The following is a 23,307-nucleotide window of genomic DNA, read 5'->3' on the forward strand; positions in this document are numbered from 1 at the left end:
CGCAGATCCAATGATCCCGAACGCATGCTCAATCCCGTGCATCTGCAAAACCTTAACAAAGGCCTCTTCCGTCGTCATTTTCATAAGGGTGTTTCCTTATCCTTTCAGGGCGCCGAAGCCCCTGTGAGTTACAGTATTTCGTCTTTGAGGTAGTAGCCGACATACGCCATGCGCTGTCCCAGTCGGCGGAAAGGCGTCAGAATGCCGTGGCTGGGCAGCGGGGACGTGAAGATCGGTAGTTCAAACGCCTTGTCTTTCTTACCCGCGATCAGCTGTGCCATACGACGCCCGGCCTGAGCCGAGTACATCACGCCGTTGCCACCGTATCCCATCGCGTAGAACACGCGCTGTTGCGGGTCCGGCTGGAAGATACGCGGCATCATATCATGGCTGACATCGACCCAGCCCCACCACGAGTAGTCGAGGTTGATATCCGTCAGCGCCGGGAACTTTCGGGCGAGACCCTTTTTCAGTAGCTCCAGATGTTTTTCGTTCTCGGCATCACGCCCTGTCACCGCGCTGCGGCTGCCGATCTGCATCCGATTGTCCGGCAGCAGGCGGTAATAGTGGCGCAGCGTACGCGTGTCGGTCAGGGGGGATTTGGTCTGAATGCCACACTCATCCAGTTCGGCCTGGGTAAGCGGCCGTGTCACCATCGAGTTGGACAGGATGGGCATCAGGCGGTGCTTTGTGCGCGTGTTCAGACCCGGCGGAGTATAGCCCGCGGTTGCCAAGGCCACCGTTTTGGCGCGGACGATGCCGCCCGGTGTGCGCAGGTGATGCACGCCGTTCTTCGTCTGCCATCCCATGACCGGGCTGCCGGTGTGAATTTTCACCCCCAGACGGCGCGCCATGTTGACGTAGCCGAAGGCCAGTTTACCCGCATGGATGCAGGTCCCGTCAGGTTCCCACATGGCACCTGCGGCCTCCATATCGCGCACGTGCTTTTCGTGAAGTTCTTCCCGAGAGAGAATCCGCGAACCATAGCCGAACACGTCGTTGAGCAGCTTGCTTTCTTTCTTGAGGGAGGGCATGACCTTGTCGCGATGCGCGATGTAGTAGTGGCCGCCTGGCTGCGGGTCGCAATCGATATCGTCCGACGCAATCAGATCGTTGAACAGCTGAAACGCTTCTGTGACCTCGGCATGCATGCGCTTGGCCACGTCCGTGCCCCAGCGCTGAATCCATTGCGACCGTTTCAGCCGTCCGGATGAGATCTGGGCCTGCCCGCCATTGCGGGTGGAGCAGCCCCAAGAGACTGTATTTGCTTCTAAAACAACGGCTTGAATGCCGTGTTCCTTGGCAAGATGAATGGCGGTGGACAGGCCGGTATACCCCGACCCGATCACCACCACATCCGCATCCATATCGCTGGACACAGGTCCATCATCGGCCGGAGGTGTTCCGGCCGTTCCAATCCAATATGTGGGCGCGTGGTCGCGATTGTGACCCGGACCCGCATCTATGATCGGGTCATATTTCGGGTCATAGCTGGCCTTGGGCCAGTGACGCGGGATGCTGTTATCCACCATTCTTGTTTTTCTCCGAGGCTGCGCGCAGGGCGGCGGATCAGGCTTTGAACATTGGACGCGTCTTTCGAAGCGCCTGTTTTACGACGATTTTACCGTCACGAACGGTGAACAGATCCGCACCTTCAGCTTCGATCCGCATACCGTTTGCGTCGGTTCCTGAGAAGGTCCACTCGGACACGGCACGATCACCGTGGACAAAATGGCTGTGATGGTCCCAATGGGCGTCTTTCATGCCTGCCCAGACGCCTGAAAACGCGGCGGCTATGGCTTCGGCACCTTCAACCTTGTTGCCGTATTTCTCGTCACCAGCCACGGTGTAGAACACGCAGTCGTCGGCGAAGTGGGTCATTACGCCGTCGATGTCATGGCGGTTGAACGCGTCAAACGTGTCCGCCAGGTCCTGCGCGGTCAGAGTTTTGCTCATTTTGTACTTCCTTGTCAGTGGGGTTGTTACGTTTCGTCCGGGTTCGGAACGATCAGTGTCGGTATCTTGGAGCGCCGCAAAACGCGTTTTGCGACGGTGCCCAGAAACGTATGCGAAAAGCCGTGATCATGCGCACCCAGCACGATCAGATCACAGCCCAGTTCGACCGAGCGGCGCAGGATCACTTCGGCCGGGTGACCATCGGTGACCTCGACCGAGGTGATCTGATCGCGAATTTTTCCATCGTCGCCGTCGAACTGCGCCCAGAATTTGGCTTGTCGTTCGGCCAGTACCTTGCGCACCATCTCGTGACGACGCTCGATCGCGGTCTTGCGGGTTTCTTCATTCAGGATGAAGATCTCCATCGTGATCTTGGCATCGTCCGACAGTGGCTCATTCACATGCAGCACGTGAATTTCGGCCCCCGTGGCCTGCGCGATGCTGGCGGCATGGCGCATGGCGTGACCCGAGTTTTCGGACAGGTCAGTGGCAAAGAGGATGTTTGTGACCATCTGTTTCATGTCGTCATCCTTTCAGATCAGTAGCCAAACAGCCGTGGGAGCCACAGCGACAGTTCAGGGAAGAAGGCGATGATGAAGATCGCAATCGTGTTGGCGGCCGCAAAAGGCAGCGCACGCAATGAGATCTGTTCGATCGTGATGTTCGAGATACCCGAGGCGATGAACAGATTTTCGCCCAGCGGCGGTGTCTGGAAACCGATACCCAGCGTGCAGACCATCACCACGCCAAAGTGGATCGGATCGATACCCACCGAATAGGCCACCGGCAGCATCACCGGAACCAGGATCAGGATGGTGGCCAGCGTCTCCATGAACATGCCGACGAACAGCAGGAAAAAGATGATCAGCGTCCAGATGACATAGAGGTTGTCCGTGAAGCTGAGCATCGAATCCGCGATGATTGCCGGGATCTGGTTTTCCACCAGCAGTCGGCCAAACACGGTCGCGGTGAACAGGATCAGCAGAACACGGCCCGTGAGCCAGGTGGTGGCCTCGAGCGACTGGAACAGCGACTGCCAGGTCAGTTCGCGGTAGATAACCACGCCCACGAACAGGGTGTAGAAAATCGCCACGATTGCCGCCTCGGTCGGAGTGAAGAAGCCGGTATAGATACCGCCCAGGATCACCAGCGGCGCCATCAGCGACCAGAAACCGCGATACATTTCGCAGCCCACGTGACGGATCGACCAACCTTCGGAAACGCCCTTGTAGCCGCGCTTTTTCGACATGAAGAAGTTCAGGATCAGCAGGCTGGTGGCGATCAGGAAGGCCGGGACGAATCCGGCAATGAACAGTTTCGAGATCGAAACCGACTGAAAGGTTCCGAACTTTTCCACGGCTTCCGGCGGCGGCGCCATGCCGAGCGCGGCAATGCCGAAGATCACCATCGGGATGGAGGGAGGAATGATAATCCCGAGGCCGCCAGAGGACGCAGTGATCGCCGAGGCATAGCCGCGCTCATAGCCGCGGTCGATCATCGCAGGGATCATCAGCATCCCAACGGCCGCGGTTGTTGCCGGGCCCGAGCCCGAAATGGCGCCAAAGAACAGACAGGCCATAACCGTTGCAGCCGAAATACCGCCGGTGAATGGACCAGCCAGACTTTCAGCAACATTGATCAGGCGTTTCGAGATACCGGCGGCCTCCATCAGGGCCCCGGCAAGAATGAAGGCAGGCAACGCCATCAGGGGGAAAGCACCCACCGAGGTAAAGGCGATCTGCACGAATTTGATCGGGTTCTCGTCCAGGTAAAGGAATGAGACCAGCGATGCCACACCCAGCGCCACAGTGATCGGCGCGCCAATGAGCAGCAGAAACAGGAAAGACCCAAACAGGATTGTGACGATTTCGGATTCCATGGTTTATCCCCCTGCCCTTAGGATTTCTTTGCTGCTTCAGTCGCAGCTTTGATTTCGTCGAGGTCGATCTGATCGGGATCGTGAATATCCTCGCCCTTGATAAGGCGGCGGTAATTCACCTGAATGATGCGGACGGTCATCAGCGCAAACGCGATGGGCAGCACCATGTAGACGTACTTCATCTCGATACCCAGGGTCTGGGATTTCCAGAACTTGTTCATCTTGTTGAAGACAAAATCAGTCGCCAGATACAGGAAGTAGACATTGAAGAAGAGCCAGAAGAGATCGGCGAAGGCTTCGATGTATTTGATCGACCCATCGGGCAGGAACTTGAACTGGAATGTCACGCGGTTATGCGCACCTTTCAGAGCGGCGTAACTTGCGCCGAAATAGACGAACCAGACGAACATGTAGACCGAGAGTTCCTCGATCCAGCTGACCGAAAAGCCGAAGACCTCGCGCGCGATGATCTGCACGAACAAAAGGCAGACGAAGCCGGATAAGAGGATCCGGCAGATGACACTTTCTATGTTGTCCAGAAATTTCCAGAACATGTGGTTTCACTCCTCCCTGACGTGAGAAGAGCGCCGCAGCGCTCTTCCCGGTATCGCCGTGCGACGATTATTGCTGGACCGGCTCGCGGCCGATGGCTTCGAGAACTGCATTCAGTTTCTCGACACCACCAATGGACTCGTAGAATTGCGGCCATACAGCTTCGGTCGCCAGTTGAATGAACTCGGCTTCGTCGTTCTCGGGGTCGATGATTTCCATCCCCTTGGCCGTCAGCTCTTCCTTGATGGCTGCTTCCGAGTCCCGCAGGAACTGGGCCGAGACCTGAGTGGCTTCCTGCCCTGCTTCCAGGATCATCTGCTGTTCCTCTTCGGACAGTTCCTGGAACACGGCTTCCGAGATGATCAGCGGTTCGATCGAGAAGATGTAACGCAGGTTGGTGACGTGGTTCTGAACCTCATAGAACTTCATCGCATTGATCGTCAGGTAAGGGTTGTCCTGACCGTCAACCACTTTGGTCTGCAGGCCGGTGAAGGTTTCCGACCAGGCCATCGGGGTCGGGTTGATGCCCCATGCCTTGTAGGTTTCGATCATGATTTCGTTTTTGGGAACGCGAATGATCAGGTCCTGCAAATCCGCAACCGATTTGACCGGCTTCTTCGAGTTCGTCAGACGGCGGAAACCGGTATAGGTCCAGCCGATGATGCGCACACCGGCATCACGGATGGTGTTTTCGACCAGTTCCTGACCGATTGGACCCTGGGTCAGTTTTTCGGCATCTTCCAGGCTGAGGATCACGTAAGGCAGTGTGAAAACACCGACCGAAGGCGAGAACGGCGTGATGTTGTTGATCGCCAGCAGCGACATATCCAGCGTGCCGATCGCCGCCTCGTTCACCGTGTCCTGCTCGGAACCGAGCTGACCGTTGAGAAACAGTGTCGCGGTGTGCTCACCACCTGATTTTTCTTCGAGCGCTTTTACGAACGCGAGCCCCAGCGCCTCTTGTGCGCTGCCCGCGCTGTCGCCGACAGCGATCTTGAAGTTCTTCGCCTCGGCCGTGCCTGCAACCATCAGTGCGGCAACGGAAACGGCTGCGCTGAAAGTGCCAAGCTTTTTGATAAATGACATGGATTTCCTCCCATATGTCGTGTTTCGAGGTGCGCGCTGACCTGGGGAGAAGGTGGCCAGTCCGATTCTACCTCGGCGACACGAAGCTAACTTGCCAACTTGGTTTCGTCGTTGTTAATATTTGCGCGAAAGGTTTCATAAATTTCAAACATACGATATGAGACAGAACAAACTTGATACCCGGATCGGCGACACGGACATCCGTCTGCTGCGCGTGTTCAAAACCGTCGCGGAAAGTGGTGGCATCACGGCCGCCGAGATCGAGCTGAACATCGGCAAATCGACGATCTCGAAACACTTGTCTGACCTGGAACTGAGGCTTGGCCTAAAGCTGTGCAACCGGGGGCCGGCAGGGTTTTCACTGACGGAAGACGGCGAAAAGGTGCTGGCCGCGGCAGAAGACCTGCTTATTTCCGTGGCGCAGTTCAGAACCGAGGTCAATGAAGTCAAACAACAACTGGCCGGCAGCATTCGCGTGGCTCTGTTCGATCAATGTACGACCAACCCGGAAGCCCAACTTGCCCGCACCATTCACAAGTTCAATGAGGCCGCACCGGCGGTTCACATCGAACTGTCGCTGGAACCCCCCAACGTGATTGAAACAATGGTCATCAGCGGGCAACTGGATGTCGGTATCATCGCTTTGCACAGACCATCGGCAAGCCTGGAATACACGCCGCTCTACGGGGAAAACATGTATTTGTACTGTGGGCAGGAACACCCCCTGTTTGACCGCTCGGATCCAGAGTTGAAACTGAGTGTTCTTCGCAAGTTCAACTACGCCGGCCTGCACGTGAACTCTCCGAACCTCATCGTTGGTCAACAACTGGGGTTTCGACGTGCGGCCAAAGTGCAGAACGAACAAGCCCTTGTCATTCTGATACTTTCAGGTCGCTACCTTGGGTTTCTTCCCGATCATCTGGCGCAGGAATTTGTCGAACATGGGCTTATGAAAAAGGTTCTGCCCAAAGAGATCAAATACAGAACCCGTTTCGCGGCCGTAGCCAGAAAACAACCTGCGCCAACACGCGTGGCCAAGCTGTTTCTGGAAACTCTGGTAAAGGTACATTCTCAGGTACAGTAGGAACGCGGGCAGGACGTCTTGTTTCCCAGACCCAAACCCGCCCACGCCTGAAATCAGCACACGGCGCAAGGCCGGGCGGATCAATCGCAGGCTGCGGTAACGATCATCTCGACCTTCAGAACATCACGGGCCAGTTTCGCCTCGCCGCAGGCGCGGGCCGGGGCGTGGCCCTCTGGCACCCAGGCATCCCAGACCGCGTTCATTTCGGCAAAGTCGGCCATGTCCGACAGCCAGATCACGCATTGCAGGATACGCGTCTTGTCGCTGCCAGCCTTGGCCAGAAGGTCCTCGATCTTGGCAAGGATGTCACGGGTTTGATCGGCAACGGTTGCGGCATCGGAAACCTGACCGCACAGATAGGCGGTTCCGTTATGTTTGACGATGCGGCTCATGCGCTTGCCGGTCTCGATCCGAGTGATGGTCACGACTGCTGTCTCCTGTCACGAAAGGTATGTTCCAGTTGGGCGATAGAGCGAAACGACGCCAACCGCCAGCCCAGACCTTCAATCATCGAAAAATTGCCAGCCTGCCGCGCGGGAGTTTTCAGCCTAACAGCACGCTTATGTCCGGTGCGCGGCGACGGGATAAGCGGTTGCCAGCGCCTTGCGGACAGGTCGTTTTCGCGGATATCTTTTCTGTCCTGTCTTGCGCGCCTCGGCCAACGCATTCGGAGAAACATCGCGACTTTGGTTCACAAGGCGTTTGACGGAGGTTTCCCAGTCTGCTTTCAATCGGTCAAGAGCTTCTCCGCTCGCCCCAATATCGGAGCGCCATATGCCACCCGGCACTGCCGAAACACTGCTTTTTGCATGTCCGATGCAGGACAGCGAAGTTGGTCGACTGACGTCAATGGTTCCAACAAAGGACGGGTGGTCATGACCCGCGATGTGCTGCTGCAACCCTATCAGCTGAAGCATCTGACGCTGAAGAACAGGATCATGACGACCAGTCACGAACCCGCCTACCCCGAAGACGGTATGCCGAAAGAGCGTTACCGCGCCTATCATGAGATGCGCGCGAAAGCTGGGGTCGCGATGACCATGACGGCGGGTTCCGCCACCGTCAGTCGCGACAGCCCACCGGTGTTCAACAACATCCTTGCCTACAAGGACGAGGTGGTGCGCTGGATGGCTGAATTGACGGATGCCTGCCATGCTCATGGTTGCGCGGTCATGATCCAGTTGACCCATCTGGGGCGGCGCACGGGTTGGAACAAGGGCGATTGGCTGCCGTCGGTCTCTTCTTCGCATTATCGTGAACCGGCCCACCGGGCCTTTGCCAAGAAGATGGAAGACCATGATGTCGAACGGATCGTAAGCGACTACGCCGATGCAGCCGAGCGTATGAAGGCCGCGGGTCTCGACGGAATCGAATTGCAAGCCTATGGCCACCTGATCGATCAGTTCTGGTCACCACTCACCAATACGATGGACGCGCCCTATGGCGGCAGTTTCGACAATCGGTTGCGGTTCGGCTTCATGGTTCTGGATGCAATCCGCAACCGTGTCGGGCAGGATTTCATCGTTGGCGTCCGCTATACCGCGGATGAAGTCGAAAAAGGCGGCATCACCGAAGAAGACGGGCTGGAAATCGCCCGAAGGCTGCGCGACAGCGGTCAGGTCGATTTCCTGAACGTCATCCGCGGGCGCATTCATACGGATCCGGCCATGACGGATGTGATCCCGGTACAGGGCATGAAAAGTGCGCCTCATCTGGATTTTGCCGGGCGCGTACGAGCCGAAATCGGGATGCCGACCTTTCATGCATCGCGCATTCCCGATGTGGCAACCGCACGACATGCCGTGGCCTCGGGGTTGTTGGATATGGTCGGCATGACCCGCGCGCATATGGCCGACCCGATGATCGTGTCCAAGATCCGGGCCGGTCAGGAGGATGAAATCCGCCCCTGCGTCGGTGCAACCTACTGCCTGGACCGAATTTATCAGGCGGGTGAAGCCCTTTGCATTCACAACCCCGCTACCGGGCGCGAATTGTCGATGCCGCATGTGATCCCCGCAGCCAAATCCCGCCGCCGGGCGGTCGTCGTCGGCGCAGGGCCCGGAGGGCTTGAAGCCGCGCGGGTCGCGGCAGAGCGCGGGCATGACGTTACCGTTCTGGAAGCGGCCCCTGAACCCGGAGGTCAGGTGCGTCTGGCCGCGCAATCCCGACGCCGGGCCGAGATGATCGGGATCATCGACTGGCGCATGGCGCAATGTGCTGCGCGCGACGTCAGGTTTCAGTTCAACACGTTTGCAGAGGCGGAGAACGTAACAACCTTTGCCCCGGATATGGTCGTGATTGCAACCGGAGGCTTGCCCGAGACGACAATATTGGAAACCGGCAACGATCTGGCGGTTTCGGCCTGGGACATCCTGTCGGCAGACGTGCAACCGGGCGAAAATGTCCTGATCTACGATGATGCGGGCGACCACCCGGCCCTGATGGCGGCCGAGGTCATCGCCGGGTCCGGTGCGCGGGTTGAGATCATGACCCGCGACCGCAGCTTCGCGCCCGAGATCATGGGCATGAATCTGGTGCCATATATGCGTGCGCTGCAAAAAACGGGGGCGGTGTTCACCGTTACCCGAACGCTGAAATCGCTGGTTCGCTCAGGCAATCAACTGGAAGCGGCGATTGGAACGGATTACTCGAAACTTGTTGATAAGCGCGTGTATGATCAGGTCATTGTCAATCAGGGCACCTTGCCTCTGGATGAACTCTATTTCCAACTCAAGCCGCTTTCGCGAAATCGTGGCCGTGTGGATCACGACGCTCTTGTCGCCAATTCGGGTGACGTGTTTCCGCAGGTGAACCCGAATGCCGGTTTTGATCTTTACCGGATCGGAGACGCCGTTTCTTCGCGCAACATACACGCGGCAGTCTATGACGCGCTGCGCCTAGGCCTTCGGTGGTGACGCCATCTGAGAATGCGTTGAACACGTACAGCCGATTGCCCGCACGGCATGAAACCCCTTATGCGCCCGAACGAAAAGGACCGGACATGAGCAATATTGAGGTCATCGAGACTGTTTGGATACCGCTGCCTGACGGCACGAAACTTGCGGCGCGCCTGTGGCTGCCGGAAAGCGCGAACAACGCCCCTGTGCCCTGTATCGTGGAATACATCCCCTATCGCCGCCGGGACAGGACACGCATGCGGGATGAAAGCATGCATCCGCAGTTTGCCGCCGCCGGTTACGCGTCGATCCGCGTTGATATCCGAGGCTATGGCGACAGTGATGGTGTTTCCGAAGATGAGTATTCGCATCAGGAGATTCAGGACGGTCACGACCTCATCCAGTGGATCGCCGATCAGGACTGGTGCGATGGGAACGTCGGAATGTTCGGCAAAAGCTGGGGCGCATATAACGCGTTCCAAGTGGCGGCGACGCGCCCTGCGGCGTTGAAGGCGATCGCACCGGTGATGGGCACAGACAACCGGTGGCGCGAGGACATCCACTTTTACGGCGGATGTCTAGCCAACGACAATTTCTGGTGGGGCTCGATCATGCAGCTGTACAACGCCATGCCACCAGACCCAGAGATTGTCGGCCCGGACCGCTGGCTTGACATGTGGCGCGAGCGGTTGGAAGGCGCCGCGTTCTGGCCGGCCATGTGGCTGGAACACCAGACCCATGACGAGATGTGGCGGCGCGGTTCGATCTGCGAGAACTATGCCGACGTGGATATACCGGTCTACTTTTTCGGCGGCTGGATGGATCTATACCGCGATACCCCATTCCGCATTGCCGAACACCTCAGCGGACCGGTCAAGATCCTGATGGGGCCCTGGGCGCATCTTTACCCGCATGAAGGGGTGCCCGGCCCCAAGGCTGATTTCGTCGGCGAGGTCATCCGGTTCTGGGATCACTGGCTGAAGGGAAAAGACACAGGGTTGATGGACGAACCACCCTTGCGTTTTTTCCTTCAAGACAGCGCAGCGCCGACCGGAACGCATCTGGAACGCACGGGGCGCTGGGTCGAAGAGCCGAGCTGGCCGTCACCGAATATCACCAACACGTCCCTGTGGCTGAATCATCTGACGCTTGAGGCAGACCCCGTTTCCGCGGCAGAGCTTGCGATTTGCTCGCCGCAAAGCTTTGGGGCGGCCGCAGGTGATATGTGCTCTTTCGCCATTCCCGGAGACATGGCGGCAGATTGCCGGATCGACGCCGCCGGCGCGTTGCAGTTCAAAGCGGCGCCACTTGAAGACGCACTTGATATCCTGGGGCAACCATCGGTCGATCTGAAGGTGTCAGCAGATCAGACTCAGGGCTTTGTCGTTGTATTGCTGGTGGACGAAGCCCCGAACGGTGCGCAGACGCTGATTGCCAGGGGATTCTGCAACCTCAACCACCGGATCAGCGATACAGAACCCACGCCGATCACACCCGGGGAAGAGATGGCTGTTACCGTCTCGATGTATGGAACAGGATATCGGGTTCCGTCAGGTCATCGCATCGTTTTGCAGATCGCTTCGGCTTACTGGCCGGTACTCTGGCCCGCCCCCGAACCTGTGACACTTACAATCCGCCCGGGTCAATCTCATTTGCACTTGCCCATCCGCAACCCAGGCGTTGACACAACCGAACCCCGCCCGCTGCCGGAACCATCGGCTTCCGGTGAGGCCGCAAGAAAGACCAAGGTGCGCTCGGGCTCGATGGAACGCTCGGTCCACACGGACCTGACCAATGGCAAGGTGACACACAGGTTTTTTCTGGACGGGGGCGTCTTCGGGCCGGTGGGTGATTTCCGCCTGGACGATATTGGGACGGTGCTCAGCGACGTGTCGGATCGAAGATATTCAATCCATCCGGGTGACCCGCTTTCTGCTGTTGCCACGATGGAGCAGACCGCCGGTTTCGACCGTGAGGACTGGTCGGCCAGGATATGGACCTATTCCGAACAACGGGCAACGGCCACCGAGTTTCATTTGATCTCGCGCCTGAAGGCATGGTCAGGGGAGGAGCTGATCTTTGAGGAAGAGAAAGCGCATGTCATTCCGCGCAATGGAATGTAGTTGAAAACACGTTGGAAAAATTGCGTTGAGACCCGTGACTGGACTTGCCTTCGCAGTCCTGTCAACCCAACCGAATGGTCCAGACTTGCGCGGACATGTCTGGACGGTCCTGTCGTTGCACCATGTGCCGGTCAGAACCCCAAAGCACTGCCGGATTTGATGGTATCCATGGAAACGAAGGTTCTGAACTTTCTAATATTGCCGTTTTCAAAGAACATCCTGCGGGTGAAATCTTCGTACACCGCCATGCTTTCGACGACCACGACAACCATGAAATCAACCTCTCCGGTCACGTAAAAGCATTGCTGGACTTCCGGAGCATTCAGCAGGGTTTTCTTGACGGCATCGATCTCGTCCGGGGTTTCACTGACCAGTTCAAGTTCAACGAAGATGGTAAGTTGAAGACCTACGGCCGCCGGGTCAACGACGGCCACATTGGCTCGAATCACGCCCTCGGCCTCCATCCGGCGGATACGGCGCTGCACCGAGGGTGCGGACAGATTTACGGCCTCGCCAATCTTGTGCTGCGTGGTTCTGTTGTCTTGTTGCAGAATCCGCAGGATCGCGCGGTCAAAGTCATCCAATTGCGTCATGTGAAAGAAACTTGCATGGCTTGCCACTAACTAGAGCCCTTTTTTCAGGTCACTTGCAATAAACTTGTTTCTCACATGTGAAGCAACACGTCGAAGGGGAAGTTTTGCCGTGACAGCATTGACAGAACGCCTGCGTGCGTTGCGCCATGAGTTTCATCGCAACCCCGAGCTTGGGTTTCAGGAAGTCTGGACCAAGAACCGGATTGCCGGGCATCTGCGCAACCTAGGCATCGAGGTGTTTGAAGGGGTCGGTGTCGTGGGCGTCTTGAAGGCGGGCAATGGCAATCGCGCCATTGGGCTGCGCGCGGATTTCGACGCGCTCCCGATTACCGAGGTCAATACATTTGCGCACAAGTCGCAGAACGAAGGTGTCATGCATGCCTGTGGACATGATGGCCACACGGTGATGCTGCTTGGGGCCGCCGAATTGCTGGCCAAGGATCCGACGTTTGACGGCACGGTTGTCTTTCTGTTCCAGCCCAATGAAGAGCATGGGCTTGGGGCAAAAGCGATGATCGATGAGGGCGTTTTGCGGACCTTCCCGATTGATGAGGTTTACGGCGCGCACAATCTTCCGGGTGAGCCTGTCGGGCGGGTTTCCACCCGCGCCGGTGTCATCTGTTGCAGTGAAAGCCTGTTTGAAATCACGCTTTCCGGTCAAGGCGGTCATGCCTCGATGCCTCATGTCGGGCGCGAAACGATCACGCCTGCGGCGGAACTTGTATTGGCCCTGCAAACCATCGTTTCACGAAAGCTTGCACCTTCATCCGGCGCCGTGGTGTCGGTGACCGAGTTCACCACCGACGGGCAGCGCAATGTCCTTCCGGGGCGTACTGTTCTGAAAGGTGACGCGCGGGCCATGTCACCGGCAGACCGCAAGCTGATCGAACGCACCATGCGCCAGATCGCAGGCGGTGTGGCCGAAAGCCATGGCGTCGAGGTGAGTGTGGATTTCCGTACCGCATTCATCGAGGCAAACAATGATGCCGATGCCGCATCGCATGTCGTTGCAGCGGCTTCGGCCATGGGTCTTGAGGTGGACGGAGACCGCTCTGCCATGTCTTTCTCGGAAGATTTTGCTGAATTTGCCGCCGTTGTGCCCGGGTGTTTCCTGCTTATCGGCAACGGGACCGAAGGATCAAACGGCCGTCCGCTGCACTCGGCTGATTACGATTTCAACGACGCACTGCTCCCGCTGGGTGCAGAACTCTGGGCAGAGCTGGTACGGCAGCGCCTGCCGCTGACCCCCTGACAGGATACACGACCATGACAGAAATCATCGCCCATCAGGCAGGCAGGCCGAGCTTTGGCCCCGCTGCCGAAACCGTTTTGACACAACAGGATTTCGATCGCGCAGCAAGGGAAATCACCCAATGGGAGGGGTATGCGCCAACGCCTCTGCATTCTTTGCCATCGTTGGCAGCCGAGATCGGAGTCGCGGAAGTCCACTACAAGGATGAAGGTCCCCGGTTTGGTCTTGGAAGTTTCAAGGCCTTGGGGGGGGCCTTTGCCGCCTTGCGTGTTCTGCAACGCGAAATATCGCGCCGGACCGGTCAGGACGTGTCATTGGAAGATATCCGTACTGGCCGCTGCGCCGACATGGTTGCCAGTATCACGCTTGTTTCGGCAACCGATGGCAACCACGGTCGGTCGCTCGCGTGGGGGTGCAAGCGGTTCGGCGCGCCGTGCCGGATCTACATTCACGCCGAAGTCAGTGAAGGCCGCGCGCAGGCCATGCGCGAACTCGGGGCCGACGTCGTGCGCATCAATGGAGACTATGACGCCTCGGTGGATCAGTGTCGGCGGGAAGCCGACGAGAACGGCTGGTTCGTGGTTTCGGACACATCCTGGCCAGGCTACACTGACCCGCCGCGCGACGTGATGTCGGGCTATGGTGTCATGGTCAAAGAAGTCGTGGATGCAATGGACACGGCACCGACGCATGTCTTTCTGCAAGGTGGAGTTGGAGGGCTTGCCGCGGCAGTTGCGGCAGCATTGCGTCAGGCCTGGGGTGATGCCGCGCCGCGCGTCGTGGTCGTGGAACCGCATCTGGCGGCGTGTTTGTTCGAAAGCGCAAGGCAGGGGCAAGCCGCGACCGTAGATATCGATGAAGAGACCATTATGGCGGGTTTGTCCTGCGGGGTGCCGTCACCGATGGCGTGGGAGGTTTTGCGCAGCGAAGCCTCGGACTTTCTGACAATCGACGATCAGCTGATACCGCCCACCGTCCGTCGCCTGGCGCGTCCGCATGGTAGTGATCCGGCGATCGAAGCCGGAGAGAGCGGCGTTGCCGGATTGGCCGCATTGATCGAAGCGGCCAACAACCCCGAGCTTTTCCAGAAGCTTGGATTAACGCCGCAGTCTCGGGTTTTGACGATCGGCTCTGAAGGCGTGACGGATCCCGATATCTATGCCCGGATCATGCAAGGCGACGTGTAACTCAGCCGCAATTCCTGCGGGCACAGAGGCCAATCCGTTTAGCCGAAAACCCAGTTTCAATGGGCCTTGGGACGGTTGAATCCGACATAGTGGCCCGCAACGGAGAAGTTCCATCAAACGACATCCCGATGTCGTAGGAGTTGTATACAGGCCCTCCCCGCATCAGTAGCGGTTCGCTATGATACGCGCGTTAAACGAAAACTGGGCACTGTTCCTTGGGATGTTCATGCTGATGGTTGCCAACGGTCTGTTGGCGACGTTGCTGACGATCCGGGGGGCCAGTCTGGGCTTTAGTGACTTCACGATTTCCGTCATGCAGGCAAGCTATCCCCTGGGTGCGCTTGCAGGGACGGCACTTGCCCCGAGGCTGGTCGAAAATGTCGGGCATATTCGGGCATTTTCGGCCCTCGCCTCGCTGGTTTCGATTGCGGCCATCGTGCATCTGCTGACCAGCGACGCGATCAGCTGGAGCGTGATGCGTCTGTTGGGCGGATTTTGTTACCCGGGGCTTTACGTCATCACCGAAAGCTGGCTGAACGCGAAGTCCGAGAACAACATGCGCGCTCAGGTCCTGTCGCTGTATTTCATTATCCAGCTTGCCGGCCCGGCGCTTGGCACCGCCATAGTAGGCTTTCCCGACCCCACTGGGAACCTGCTGTTCGGGCTTGTTTCCATCCTGATTTCGCTTTCGATCGTGCCGCTTCTTCTGTCGGGCAACAAGGCGCCGGAATATGCCGCTCCGGAACGCATGTCGGTTCCCGTGCTTTACAAGGTTTCGCCCATCGCAGTCATCGGTATCGTTCTGGTCAGCATCGGTGTCGCGGCGTCTTATATCTCGTTGCCGCTTTATGCGTTGCAAAACGGCTTTACGACGGCGCAGGCGTCAGGGGCGCTGGTGGCGGCGCTGATCGCCGGTGCGGTGGTGCAATACCCGATCGGCTGGCTGTCTGATCACACCGACAGACGCTATGTGGTAATCGGGCTGGGTGTCGTTACGACTCTGTCCAGTCTTTGGATGGCCATCGATACGTCGCCGTCTCATATCGTCTATGGTTTTGTTCTGATCGCAATCGGGCTGTATCCCGCGTATTCGATCCTGACGGCGCATGCCAATGATCAGCTCAAGCTGTCTCAGATCGTTCCCGCCAGTGGCACGATGGTGCTGCTGCTGAATGTCGGCCTGCTGGTGGGAACCATGCTGGGGCCGAACTCTATCTCATTGTTCGGCGGGCGCGGTCTTCCGTTTCTTCTGGCGGCTATCGGTATTGCGGTCGCCCTTTTCGCATTGATCCGGCGTGTTCAGGTGGCCGCTCCCACCGATACCGGCGATGTGCAGGTCGTGGGGATTATCGGCACCGGGCAACCCGGGGTCTTGCAGGCCGAAACCTGGGTTCAAGAGGAAGAAACCCGGACAAACCCGGACTCATCCCAAGGGTTCAAAGCATAGGCTGTTTTATTCGCGTCCGGCGCGACGGACGCCGTGCCGATGCGGCGGTCAAACCGAGATCGAAGCCGCCTTTGATGCACCGGACCATTCTGCACCGCAGGACCCCGTCAGAAATCCGTCGCTCAACCGAATATCAGGATCAGCGCCACGCAGGGCGCACTCCACTTCTCCTTGGGGAAGATCACCGTCGATACGTTTTCGATACAGTTCGCACAGTTGACGGAATCCGCCAGATTGCGGCGACAGACGCAACGCCGAGATGCCAGCCTGTTTCAGCAGGTCGATCTGATGATCCGTACAGGCATGGCTGTCTGACAGGGTCTGCACACCGTTCATGGCCATAAAAGGCTTGCCGTCACCGGTCAGAACGTCCAACCCGTCCGGATCGTCTTCGCAGGCAAACTGGCAATTGTCCTTGCTGCGCCCATGCAATCGCGCGTGGTAACAGCGCCCGGAAATGGCCAGCGGCAACCTGCCATGCCCCCATATTTCGATCGCGACGCCCAAGTCCGAGGCAGCTTGCGCCAGCGTTTTGACCGAAGCGATGGGCAATTCCGGCGGAAGACAAACCCGGCGCGCACCCCGAGCAGCCAACCATTTCAAAGTACCTTCGTTGTAGACATTTACCAGCGGGCCAACGGCAAACGTGCAGGTTCCGGGCAAATGTGCCAGCGCGGTCAGATCGTTGATCTCGACCATGACGCCCATTTCTGCAAGCTCAGCCGTGAGTTTGCGCTCGCGTTTCAGGGTCACAAGGGCCAGGCTTGTCAGCGCAACCTCTTTGCCCGCCTTCACCAGCCGGGAAATCGCCGCAGGGATACGATCTTGGTAAAACGGCAAGCGCTTGGAACAGACCAGTTCCCCAAGCACGACGCGGTCGACGGGCGATCGGGCCAGATCATCATAAAATGCAGCCCAGGTTTCGGAGGGCCAGAAGAACTGGTTCGGGCCTATTGTCAGTTCCATCGGATCACCTCCACGTCTTTTTGTAAGCGCCGGTCGTCATGGCCTGCCCTTCCGACAGTCGCGCAAGCATACCTTCGGGCATCGGCTGGCCTGACTCCAGCGCATCGACCGCGGCGCGAAAATTCCGAACGACCTGTGCGACATAAGATTTTGACCGCTGGCGCCCTTCGATCTTCAAGGCTGTCACACCTGCCTTTTGCAATTGCGGGATCAGCCGTTCTGCGTTCAAGCTGACGGGATCCTCGAACAGGTGCCCGGTTTTTTCACCTGCGGAAAAACACCCTTTGCACAAAGTCGGATACGGTGCGGGCTCATCCCGTTCGACCCGGTGGATCAGGTACCCGCCAAGGCGCGCGTTCAACGCGCCCTGTTCTTCTTGATACTGCACATGGCTGGCAGGGGAGCAGACACCATTCATGTTTGGAGACAACCCGGTGGCATAAGAGGACAGCGAGCATCGCCCCTCGGCCATGACGCAAAGACCGCCAAACACGAAGACTTCGGTTTCGACATCGGTTTCAGAGTTGATCGCGGCAATTTCCGGAACGGACAAAACGCGCGGCAAGACCACCCGCTTTACACCGAAAGTTTCGGCATAGAAATTGATCACGTCAGCATTGGCCGCCGCGGCCTGCACGGACAGATGTCTGCGCAGCTTGGGATGATGTCGCGCCGCGTAGTCCAGCAAGCCCAGATCGGCGAGAATGACAGCATCTGCACCGCAGGTTTCGGCATCCGCCACCGCTTGTTTCCAAATCCCTTCGTTGCCTGCCTGCGGGAAGGTATTGATTGCAATCAAGACCTTCGATCCGTGATCATGGGCAAAGGAAATTCCGGCCCGCATTTCAGCGCGGTCAAAGTTGAGCCCCGGAAAGTTCCGCGCATTGGTTTCGTCATTGAAGCCACAATAGACCGTGTGAGCCCCGGCCCTGACGGCTGCACGCAGGGCCGCGGGCGTTCCCGCCGGGCAAACGATTTCCATTACCATAGGATCGCGTCCTCGGGTCGGGTCAGGCACAGGCCGGTCCGACGCTCTGCAAAGGCGATGATCTGCTTCAGCTGGCGTTCAAGCGGGCCGGAAAGGGTTGCGGCCTCGTGCGCGAGGTCCAGCTCTGCGTCGTCAATTGCGTTGCGCAGCGCCAGTGCCGCGGCTGTGTCGCCCTCGATCACCAGATCGCGCGAAAAGAACAGGGCGTCACCGTCAAACGCTCCATGCACCAGCCCCAACAGCGCCGCCAGTGGGCCGGAAATTCGCGCAGCCCCGTCCACGCGCCCGCGGCTCAATCTGATTCTCGGTGCGCCGTCATTCGGTTCGAGCAGAAGGACAACGGGCAGATCCGTTGGATCAAGCACAAAGGCTGCCCGGCTGTATTCCCCGAGCCGGTTGAGCAAATCGGGGTGTTTCTTGGTTATTTTGCGGGAAAACGCCGTCAGTGACAGCGACAAGGGTGCAAGCGGAACAAACCGCAGGGCTGCGGCCAAAGCGGCAGGGCATTGCGGTATCTGGTTTAGGGGATCGGACAAACAGACCTCCTGCTGTCTCAACAAAGTGAACCGGTGCGGCCTTCCTAAAGCCGCCCCGGCGCCCGGGACTTGACGGTTGTCAATTCGACCGGTCTCTTTCGCTGCTAGAGGGTAGGCACCTTCGCCGGAGCAAACCCATTCGCACTCTGCCGCCATATCCCAGCCTTCGACATTTTCTGAAATGGTGTGAAGAAAAAGGGCAGTTCAGGCGCATCGCCGAACCGGTTTCCGTGCGCCATCAAATGACCGCTGTCCACCGCGCCGTGTTAGAGGCCAATGGGCCCGTGTTGCAATTCGACACGCCGACGGGCGTGCCCTCGGGGCAGTGCGACATGCCGGTTGTGGTCAACCTGTTCGGAACTTCGGAACGCGTCGCCGCCGGGCTGGGCGTTTCTTCCGATGGGCTGGATGATCTGGGCGCGTTTCTGGCCGCGCTTCGGGCCCCGACGCCGCCGGGCGGGTTGCGGGATGCGCTGTCCCGGTGGCCGATGCTGAAGGCCGCATTGTCCACACGACCGAAGCAGGTCAAAACCGCCGCTGTTCAGCAGGTTTGCCACAGCGGAGCCGATGTTGATCTTTCTGCGCTGCCGATCCAGACACACTGGCCCCGGGACGCGGGGCCCCTGATCACCTGGCCTGTGGTCATCACCCGCCCCCGTGGCAGCGAACCCGACGCGGTACAAACTTACAACGCCGGCGTTTATCGCGTTCAGGTGCTGGACCGGAACCGTCTGATTATGCGCTGGTTGCCACATCGCGGCGGGGCTGCCCATCATCGCAGTTGGGCGCAGCACGGCGAAAAGACGCCGGTCGCAATCGTTCTGGGCGCAAACCCCGCGACCTTGTTGTCAGCGGCTCTGCCCCTGCCCGAATTGGTGTCTGAGCTGACATTTGCCGGGGCCCTGAACCAGAACCGGCCACGATTGGTTCCGGCCAAATCCGTCCCTCTGCTTGTACCGGCAGATGCCGAGATCGTTCTGGAAGGCCGGGTGTCGCCAAGCGAGACAGCACCCGAAGGGCCGTTCGGGGATCATACCGGGTACTACAACCCCGCCGAGCCGTTTCCGGTGATGCATGTCACGGCCGTGACCCATCGCGAGGCACCACTGTATCTGTCAACCTATACCGGACGCCCGCCTGACGAACCTGCGATCATTGGCGAAGTGTTCAATCGATTGGCCTTGCCGACCATTCGCGCTCAGATCCCCGAAATACACGACCTTTGGCTGCCGCCTGCCGCCTGTTCCTATCGCATCGCCATCGTCGCCATCGACAAGCGATATCCGGGCCAGGCCCGGCGTGTGATGATGGCGCTTTGGGGGATGCTGCCGCAATTCAGCTATACAAAGATGATCGTTGCGGTAGATGCCGATATCGACCCCCGAAACTGGAACGATATCGCCTGGGCGCTTGCCACGCGAATGGACCCGGGCCGCGATGTGATGATCCTGGACAGGACACCCATGGATTATCTGGATTTCGCCTCGCCGGAACCCGGTCTGGCCGGAAAGCTGGGCATCGACGCCACGACAAAAACAGGCAGTGAAACACAGCGGGAATGGGGGACGGTCATGCGCACCGACAAGGTTGATCACGCATTTGCGGAAGACCTGATAGACAGATTGATGCCAGAGCTGAGAACATGACGAAAACCCGAGTAGTCTTAGGCGTGTCAGGCGCTTCCGGTGCGGTTTTGAGCCTTGCGGTCGCACGACATCTGACATCGGCGGATATCGAAATCGACCTGGTCGTCAGCCCCGCCGCCCGTCTGACGCTTGCGCAGGAATGCGGCCCGGATGCCCTGAAGGAACTGCGGCAGTCGGCAACCCGTCATCACGCGCCCGCCGATATCGGGGCCAGTATAGCGTCCGGTTCGGTGCCGGTATCCGGGATGATCGTCGCGCCCTGTTCCATGCGCTCATTGGGTGCGATCGCGCATGGACTGGACGACAACCTGCTGACACGCGCGGCGGGCGTTCAGCTCAAGGAACGACGCCCACTGGTACTGCTGACACGAGAAGCGCCGCTGACACTGGCGCATTTGCGCAATATGACTGCGGCCGCAGAAATGGGAGCCATCATCCTGCCCCCTGTGCCTGCCTTCTATTTAAACCCGGTCAACATAACCGAAATCGCGGATCAGATCGCAGCGCGCGCTGTTGATTGTCTGAAGGTTTGCGCACCGGCCGCGAAACAGTGGCATCCCGAAACCGAGGCGGACCCTGTCGAACGGTTCGAAAGCAAATTGCACATCCCATAGCCACAGATCGCGGATGAGATCTGCGGCTATGGGATGACCTTGATCCGGCGGGCCGGTTGTTTCAGTCGCGCAGCCTGCCGCCCAAAGGATCGAACGGCGCCTCTGCCAGCACCCGAGCCTTATGCGGTTTGCCAATCACCTGGATCACCACTTCATCCCCTGGCTGCGCCACCTCGGGGTTGCGGAAACCCAATGCCAGAGATTTCCCGACTGAATACCCGTACGCGCCCGATGTGACACGGCCGACAGGCGCACCATCAGGTGTAAAGATCGGCTCACTGCCGGTGGCGTCGGCATCCTCGGTCACGTCCAGTTCAAAGATGGACAGGACCTCGCGCGGAGCTCTATCCTTGATGGACAGATAGGCGTCTTTGTGCAGGAAATCCTTGTCCAGCTTGATCAGGCCCGTCAGCCCGACCTCTTGCGGCCAGTATTCCTGGGAATATTCCCGCCCCCAGGATCCATAACCCTTTTCGATGCGCAGCGACCCAAGCGCCCGTCCACCCACGGGGCCGCCACCGCAGTCTTTGGCGGCTTCGAGCAACGCAGAGTAAAGCGCGACCTGATCGGTTTCGGCGCAGTGCAGTTCCCAACCCAGATCGCCGGTAAAGCTGACCCGGATGGCCACGCAATCAACACCTGCTACGGTGATCTTTCGGGACCGCATGAAGCGGAACGCTTCGTTGGAAAGGTCTGCATTGGTCAGGCGCGCCAATGCCTCGCGTGATTTCGGGCCGGCGATGTTGAACCCGGCGATGCGGTCCGTTGCCACGTCAAGAGTTGTGCCCTGAGGCATTTCCACCATCTGAAAGAAGCGCTGATGATAGCGTTCAGCCATGCCGGAGCCAATCATCACATATTCGTCTTCCGCCAGCTTGGTGACGGTGAAATCCCCCGCCACGCCACCGCGGACCGAAATCAGCGGCGTCAGGCAGCTGCGCCCAATTTCGGTCGGCACGCGATTGGCCACCAGGCGGTCCAGCCAGTCGTAGGCACCAGGCCCCTTGATCACGTAATTGGCGAAGTTCGAGATATCGATCACGCCCACGCTGTCGCGCAGCATCTGAACCTCGCGCCCGACCGGATCAAACCAGTTCTGGCGGGTGAAACCAGTGGTCTCTTCGGTGCCGGGTTCATCGGCAAACCACAACGGGTGTTCCCAGCCACAGTTGAGACCAAAGACACAGCCCATCTGTTTCTGCATCTCGTAGGCGGGGCGCACACGGGCCGGGCGGCCTGCACTGCGTTCTTCATTCGGGAAGTGAATTTTGAACCGATGGGTGTATGCGTCTTCGACCCGGGCCTTGGTGAACTTTTTGTCGGCCCAGTCGCCAAAGCGGGCGAGATCCCAGGCGAACATGTCATATTGCGGCTCACCCTCGATCATCCATTGCGCCGCCAGCAGCCCCAGCCCGCCGGATTGCGAGAAGCCGGGGATCAGACCGCCGCAGAGGAAATAGTTCTTCAGTTCGGGCACCGGCCCCCACAGCATATTGGCATCGGGCGACCAGATCATCGGGCCGTTGATTACCCGTTTCACCCCGGCTGTGGCGGCAACCGGCACGCGTTCGGTGGCGCGGATCACATTTTCCATGATCCGGTCCAGATCGTCGGGAAACAGATCATGCGCGAAGTCAAGCGGCGTACCGTCTTCGGCCCAGAACTTCATGTCTTTCTCATAGGCCCCGATCAGCAGGCCGCTGCCCTCTTGTCGGAAGTAATACTCGCCGTCCCGGTCGGCGATTGACGGCAGACGACGGCCCAGACTGGCCACTTCGTCGATGCTTTCGGTCACGAAATACTGATGTTCGGTCGGTTGCAGCGGCAGGGTCAAGCCTGCCAGCGCCGCCACCTCGCGCCCCCAGAGGCCCGCCGCGTTGACCACCCATTGGGCATGAATGTCACCCTTGGGCGTACGAACGATCCAACTGCCATCGGGTTGCTGTTCCGTGGCGATCACCGGGCAGAACCGTTCGATGGTGGCCCCCATCGCACGGGCCCCGGCGGCATAGGCATGCGGTACGCCGGACGGGTCCACATTGCCGCCATCAGGTTCGTACATGATGCAGCGGATGTCATCAAACTGCGCCAGCGGGTGCAGCTCTTTGGCCTCTTCCCGGCTGACCTCGTGAAAATTCAGCCCATAAAACCGGGCCTTCGCCTCTTGCAGGCGCAACTGTTGCTCGCGCTCTTCGGTCTGGGCCAGATAGAGCGATCCGGGCTGGAACACACCACAGCTTTGGCCGGTTTCCTTCTCCAGCTCTTTGTACAGGTTCATCGTATAGTGCTGGATGCGGGTGATGTTGTTGTTGTCATGCAGACCGTGGATGTTGGCCGCCGCGTGCCAGGTCGATCCGCTGGTCAGCTCATCGCGTTCCAGCAGGATCGAGTCCGTCCAGCCGAGTTTGGCAAGGTGATACAGGATCGACGTACCGGCAAGGCCGCCGCCGATGACAACAGCTTGTGCATGGGTTTTCATGAGGGAATGTCCTTGGATATGG

Annotated in this window: 20 protein-coding genes; 8 read left to right on the forward strand and 12 right to left on the reverse strand. The window is 58.8% G+C overall.

Going from position 1 to position 23,307, the window contains the following annotated elements; genetic code table 11:
• Positions 1 to 128: 128 nt before the first annotated feature.
• The 6 genes from ACR0LI_RS14695 to ACR0LI_RS14720 form a co-directional block, all read right to left on the reverse strand.
• Positions 129 to 1,532, reverse strand: coding sequence for an NAD(P)/FAD-dependent oxidoreductase (locus ACR0LI_RS14695; protein ID WP_171636284.1), 1,404 nt, complete (start codon positions 1,530 to 1,532; stop codon positions 129 to 131).
• A 37-nt stretch (positions 1,533 to 1,569) separates the two neighbouring features.
• Positions 1,570 to 1,956 (reverse strand): nuclear transport factor 2 family protein, encoded by a 387-nt coding sequence (locus ACR0LI_RS14700; protein ID WP_209835032.1) that lies wholly within the window; start codon positions 1,954 to 1,956, stop codon positions 1,570 to 1,572.
• 26 nt (positions 1,957 to 1,982) lie between these two features.
• Positions 1,983 to 2,477 (reverse strand): universal stress protein, encoded by a 495-nt coding sequence (locus tag ACR0LI_RS14705; protein ID WP_171636286.1) that lies wholly within the window; start codon positions 2,475 to 2,477, stop codon positions 1,983 to 1,985.
• A 17-nt stretch (positions 2,478 to 2,494) separates the two neighbouring features.
• Entirely contained in the window at positions 2,495 to 3,835 is a 1,341-nt protein-coding gene (locus ACR0LI_RS14710) for a TRAP transporter large permease (RefSeq protein WP_171117920.1), read from the reverse strand.
• A 17-nt stretch (positions 3,836 to 3,852) separates the two neighbouring features.
• Positions 3,853 to 4,389, reverse strand: a complete 537-nt coding sequence (locus tag ACR0LI_RS14715) for a TRAP transporter small permease (protein WP_171636288.1) — start codon at positions 4,387 to 4,389, stop codon at positions 3,853 to 3,855.
• Between the two features lie 67 nt (positions 4,390 to 4,456).
• Positions 4,457 to 5,473, reverse strand: coding sequence for a TRAP transporter substrate-binding protein (locus ACR0LI_RS14720; RefSeq protein ID WP_480488882.1), 1,017 nt, complete (start codon positions 5,471 to 5,473; stop codon positions 4,457 to 4,459).
• 157 nt (positions 5,474 to 5,630) lie between these two features.
• On the opposite strand from ACR0LI_RS14720, the gene ACR0LI_RS14725 reads away from it, so the two are divergent.
• Positions 5,631 to 6,557, forward strand: coding sequence for a LysR family transcriptional regulator (locus ACR0LI_RS14725; protein WP_480488880.1), 927 nt, complete (start codon positions 5,631 to 5,633; stop codon positions 6,555 to 6,557).
• An 80-nt stretch (positions 6,558 to 6,637) separates the two neighbouring features.
• On the opposite strand, the gene ACR0LI_RS14730 is transcribed toward ACR0LI_RS14725, so the two are convergent.
• The gene (locus ACR0LI_RS14730) at positions 6,638 to 6,982 is read right to left on the reverse strand and encodes a RidA family protein (RefSeq protein ID WP_171117928.1); all 345 of its coding nucleotides are present in this window, start codon (positions 6,980 to 6,982) and stop codon (positions 6,638 to 6,640) included.
• Between the two features lie 450 nt (positions 6,983 to 7,432).
• Between ACR0LI_RS14730 and ACR0LI_RS14735 the strand changes: the two genes are divergently transcribed.
• The gene (locus ACR0LI_RS14735) at positions 7,433 to 9,472 is read left to right on the forward strand and encodes an oxidoreductase (RefSeq protein WP_480718746.1); all 2,040 of its coding nucleotides are present in this window, start codon (positions 7,433 to 7,435) and stop codon (positions 9,470 to 9,472) included.
• A gap of 86 nt (positions 9,473 to 9,558) precedes the next feature.
• Complete coding sequence (locus ACR0LI_RS14740; protein ID WP_480718747.1) at positions 9,559 to 11,577, forward strand: CocE/NonD family hydrolase; 2,019 nt, start codon at positions 9,559 to 9,561, stop codon at positions 11,575 to 11,577.
• A gap of 131 nt (positions 11,578 to 11,708) precedes the next feature.
• On the opposite strand, the gene ACR0LI_RS14745 is transcribed toward ACR0LI_RS14740, so the two are convergent.
• Positions 11,709 to 12,170: an Lrp/AsnC family transcriptional regulator gene (locus ACR0LI_RS14745; protein ID WP_171636299.1), complete on the reverse strand. Its 462-nt coding sequence runs from the start codon at positions 12,168 to 12,170 to the stop codon at positions 11,709 to 11,711.
• A gap of 109 nt (positions 12,171 to 12,279) precedes the next feature.
• Here ACR0LI_RS14745 and ACR0LI_RS14750 point away from each other — a divergent pair, with 109 nt between their 5' ends.
• From ACR0LI_RS14750 to ACR0LI_RS14760, 3 genes are all read left to right on the forward strand, one after another.
• Complete coding sequence (locus tag ACR0LI_RS14750) at positions 12,280 to 13,422, forward strand: amidohydrolase (RefSeq protein ID WP_171636301.1); 1,143 nt, start codon at positions 12,280 to 12,282, stop codon at positions 13,420 to 13,422.
• A 14-nt stretch (positions 13,423 to 13,436) separates the two neighbouring features.
• Entirely contained in the window at positions 13,437 to 14,609 is a 1,173-nt protein-coding gene (locus ACR0LI_RS14755) for a diaminopropionate ammonia-lyase (RefSeq protein WP_480718748.1), read from the forward strand.
• Between the two features lie 178 nt (positions 14,610 to 14,787).
• Positions 14,788 to 16,056, forward strand: coding sequence for an MFS transporter (locus tag ACR0LI_RS14760; protein WP_171636305.1), 1,269 nt, complete (start codon positions 14,788 to 14,790; stop codon positions 16,054 to 16,056).
• A gap of 48 nt (positions 16,057 to 16,104) precedes the next feature.
• Here the strand turns inward: ACR0LI_RS14760 and ubiV are convergent, their stop codons facing one another.
• The 3 genes from ubiV to ubiT are packed head-to-tail and all read right to left on the reverse strand — an operon-like array spanning position 16,105 to position 18,546.
• Positions 16,105 to 17,022: a ubiquinone anaerobic biosynthesis protein UbiV gene (gene ubiV / locus ACR0LI_RS14765; RefSeq protein ID WP_480718749.1), complete on the reverse strand. Its 918-nt coding sequence runs from the start codon at positions 17,020 to 17,022 to the stop codon at positions 16,105 to 16,107.
• A gap of 4 nt (positions 17,023 to 17,026) precedes the next feature.
• Positions 17,027 to 18,004, reverse strand: coding sequence for a ubiquinone anaerobic biosynthesis protein UbiU (ubiU, locus tag ACR0LI_RS14770; RefSeq protein WP_171724648.1), 978 nt, complete (start codon positions 18,002 to 18,004; stop codon positions 17,027 to 17,029).
• Entirely contained in the window at positions 18,004 to 18,546 is a 543-nt protein-coding gene (gene ubiT / locus ACR0LI_RS14775; RefSeq protein WP_348539746.1) for a ubiquinone anaerobic biosynthesis accessory factor UbiT, read from the reverse strand. The genes ubiU and ubiT overlap by 1 nt, the downstream gene beginning before the upstream one ends.
• Before the next feature lie 137 nt (positions 18,547 to 18,683).
• Between ubiT and ACR0LI_RS14780 the strand changes: the two genes are divergently transcribed.
• Positions 18,684 to 20,192 (forward strand): UbiD family decarboxylase, encoded by a 1,509-nt coding sequence (locus ACR0LI_RS14780; RefSeq protein WP_480718818.1) that lies wholly within the window; start codon positions 18,684 to 18,686, stop codon positions 20,190 to 20,192.
• Positions 20,189 to 20,806 carry a UbiX family flavin prenyltransferase gene (locus ACR0LI_RS14785; protein ID WP_480488863.1) on the forward strand — a complete coding sequence of 206 codons (618 nt, stop codon included), beginning with the start codon at positions 20,189 to 20,191 and terminating at the stop codon, positions 20,804 to 20,806. Before ACR0LI_RS14780 ends, ACR0LI_RS14785 begins: the two co-directional genes overlap by 4 nt.
• 61 nt (positions 20,807 to 20,867) lie before the next feature.
• On the opposite strand, the gene ACR0LI_RS14790 is transcribed toward ACR0LI_RS14785, so the two are convergent.
• Positions 20,868 to 23,285 carry a GcvT family protein gene (locus tag ACR0LI_RS14790; RefSeq protein WP_480718750.1) on the reverse strand — a complete coding sequence of 806 codons (2,418 nt, stop codon included), beginning with the start codon at positions 23,283 to 23,285 and terminating at the stop codon, positions 20,868 to 20,870.
• Positions 23,286 to 23,307 lie beyond the last annotated feature (22 nt).

It is taken from the genome of Ruegeria sp. CL7, assembly GCF_056536445.1.

Bases quoted from the DNA above. Each gene is read 5' to 3' on its own strand.
- ACR0LI_RS14710 (WP_171117920.1), bottom strand. From the start codon at position 3,835: ATGGAATCCGAAATCGTCACAATCCTGTTTGGGTCTTTCCTGTTTCTG.
- ACR0LI_RS14760 (WP_171636305.1), top strand. From the start codon at position 14,788: ATGATACGCGCGTTAAACGAAAACTGGGCACTGTTCCTTGGGATGTTC.
- ACR0LI_RS14695 (WP_171636284.1), bottom strand. From the start codon at position 1,532: ATGGTGGATAACAGCATCCCGCGTCACTGGCCCAAGGCCAGCTATGAC.
- ACR0LI_RS14720 (WP_480488882.1), bottom strand. From the start codon at position 5,473: ATGTCATTTATCAAAAAGCTTGGCACTTTCAGCGCAGCCGTTTCCGTT.
- ACR0LI_RS14735 (WP_480718746.1), top strand. From the start codon at position 7,433: ATGACCCGCGATGTGCTGCTGCAACCCTATCAGCTGAAGCATCTGACG.
- ACR0LI_RS14745 (WP_171636299.1), bottom strand. From the start codon at position 12,170: ATGACGCAATTGGATGACTTTGACCGCGCGATCCTGCGGATTCTGCAA.
- ACR0LI_RS14785 (WP_480488863.1), top strand. From the start codon at position 20,189: ATGACGAAAACCCGAGTAGTCTTAGGCGTGTCAGGCGCTTCCGGTGCG.
- ACR0LI_RS14700 (WP_209835032.1), bottom strand. From the start codon at position 1,956: ATGAGCAAAACTCTGACCGCGCAGGACCTGGCGGACACGTTTGACGCG.
- ACR0LI_RS14790 (WP_480718750.1), bottom strand. From the start codon at position 23,285: ATGAAAACCCATGCACAAGCTGTTGTCATCGGCGGCGGCCTTGCCGGT.
- ubiV (WP_480718749.1), bottom strand. From the start codon at position 17,022: ATGGAACTGACAATAGGCCCGAACCAGTTCTTCTGGCCCTCCGAAACC.
- ACR0LI_RS14715 (WP_171636288.1), bottom strand. From the start codon at position 4,389: ATGTTCTGGAAATTTCTGGACAACATAGAAAGTGTCATCTGCCGGATC.
- ACR0LI_RS14740 (WP_480718747.1), top strand. From the start codon at position 9,559: ATGAGCAATATTGAGGTCATCGAGACTGTTTGGATACCGCTGCCTGAC.
- ubiU (WP_171724648.1), bottom strand. From the start codon at position 18,004: ATGGAAATCGTTTGCCCGGCGGGAACGCCCGCGGCCCTGCGTGCAGCC.
- ACR0LI_RS14725 (WP_480488880.1), top strand. From the start codon at position 5,631: ATGAGACAGAACAAACTTGATACCCGGATCGGCGACACGGACATCCGT.
- ACR0LI_RS14705 (WP_171636286.1), bottom strand. From the start codon at position 2,477: ATGAAACAGATGGTCACAAACATCCTCTTTGCCACTGACCTGTCCGAA.
- ACR0LI_RS14755 (WP_480718748.1), top strand. From the start codon at position 13,437: ATGACAGAAATCATCGCCCATCAGGCAGGCAGGCCGAGCTTTGGCCCC.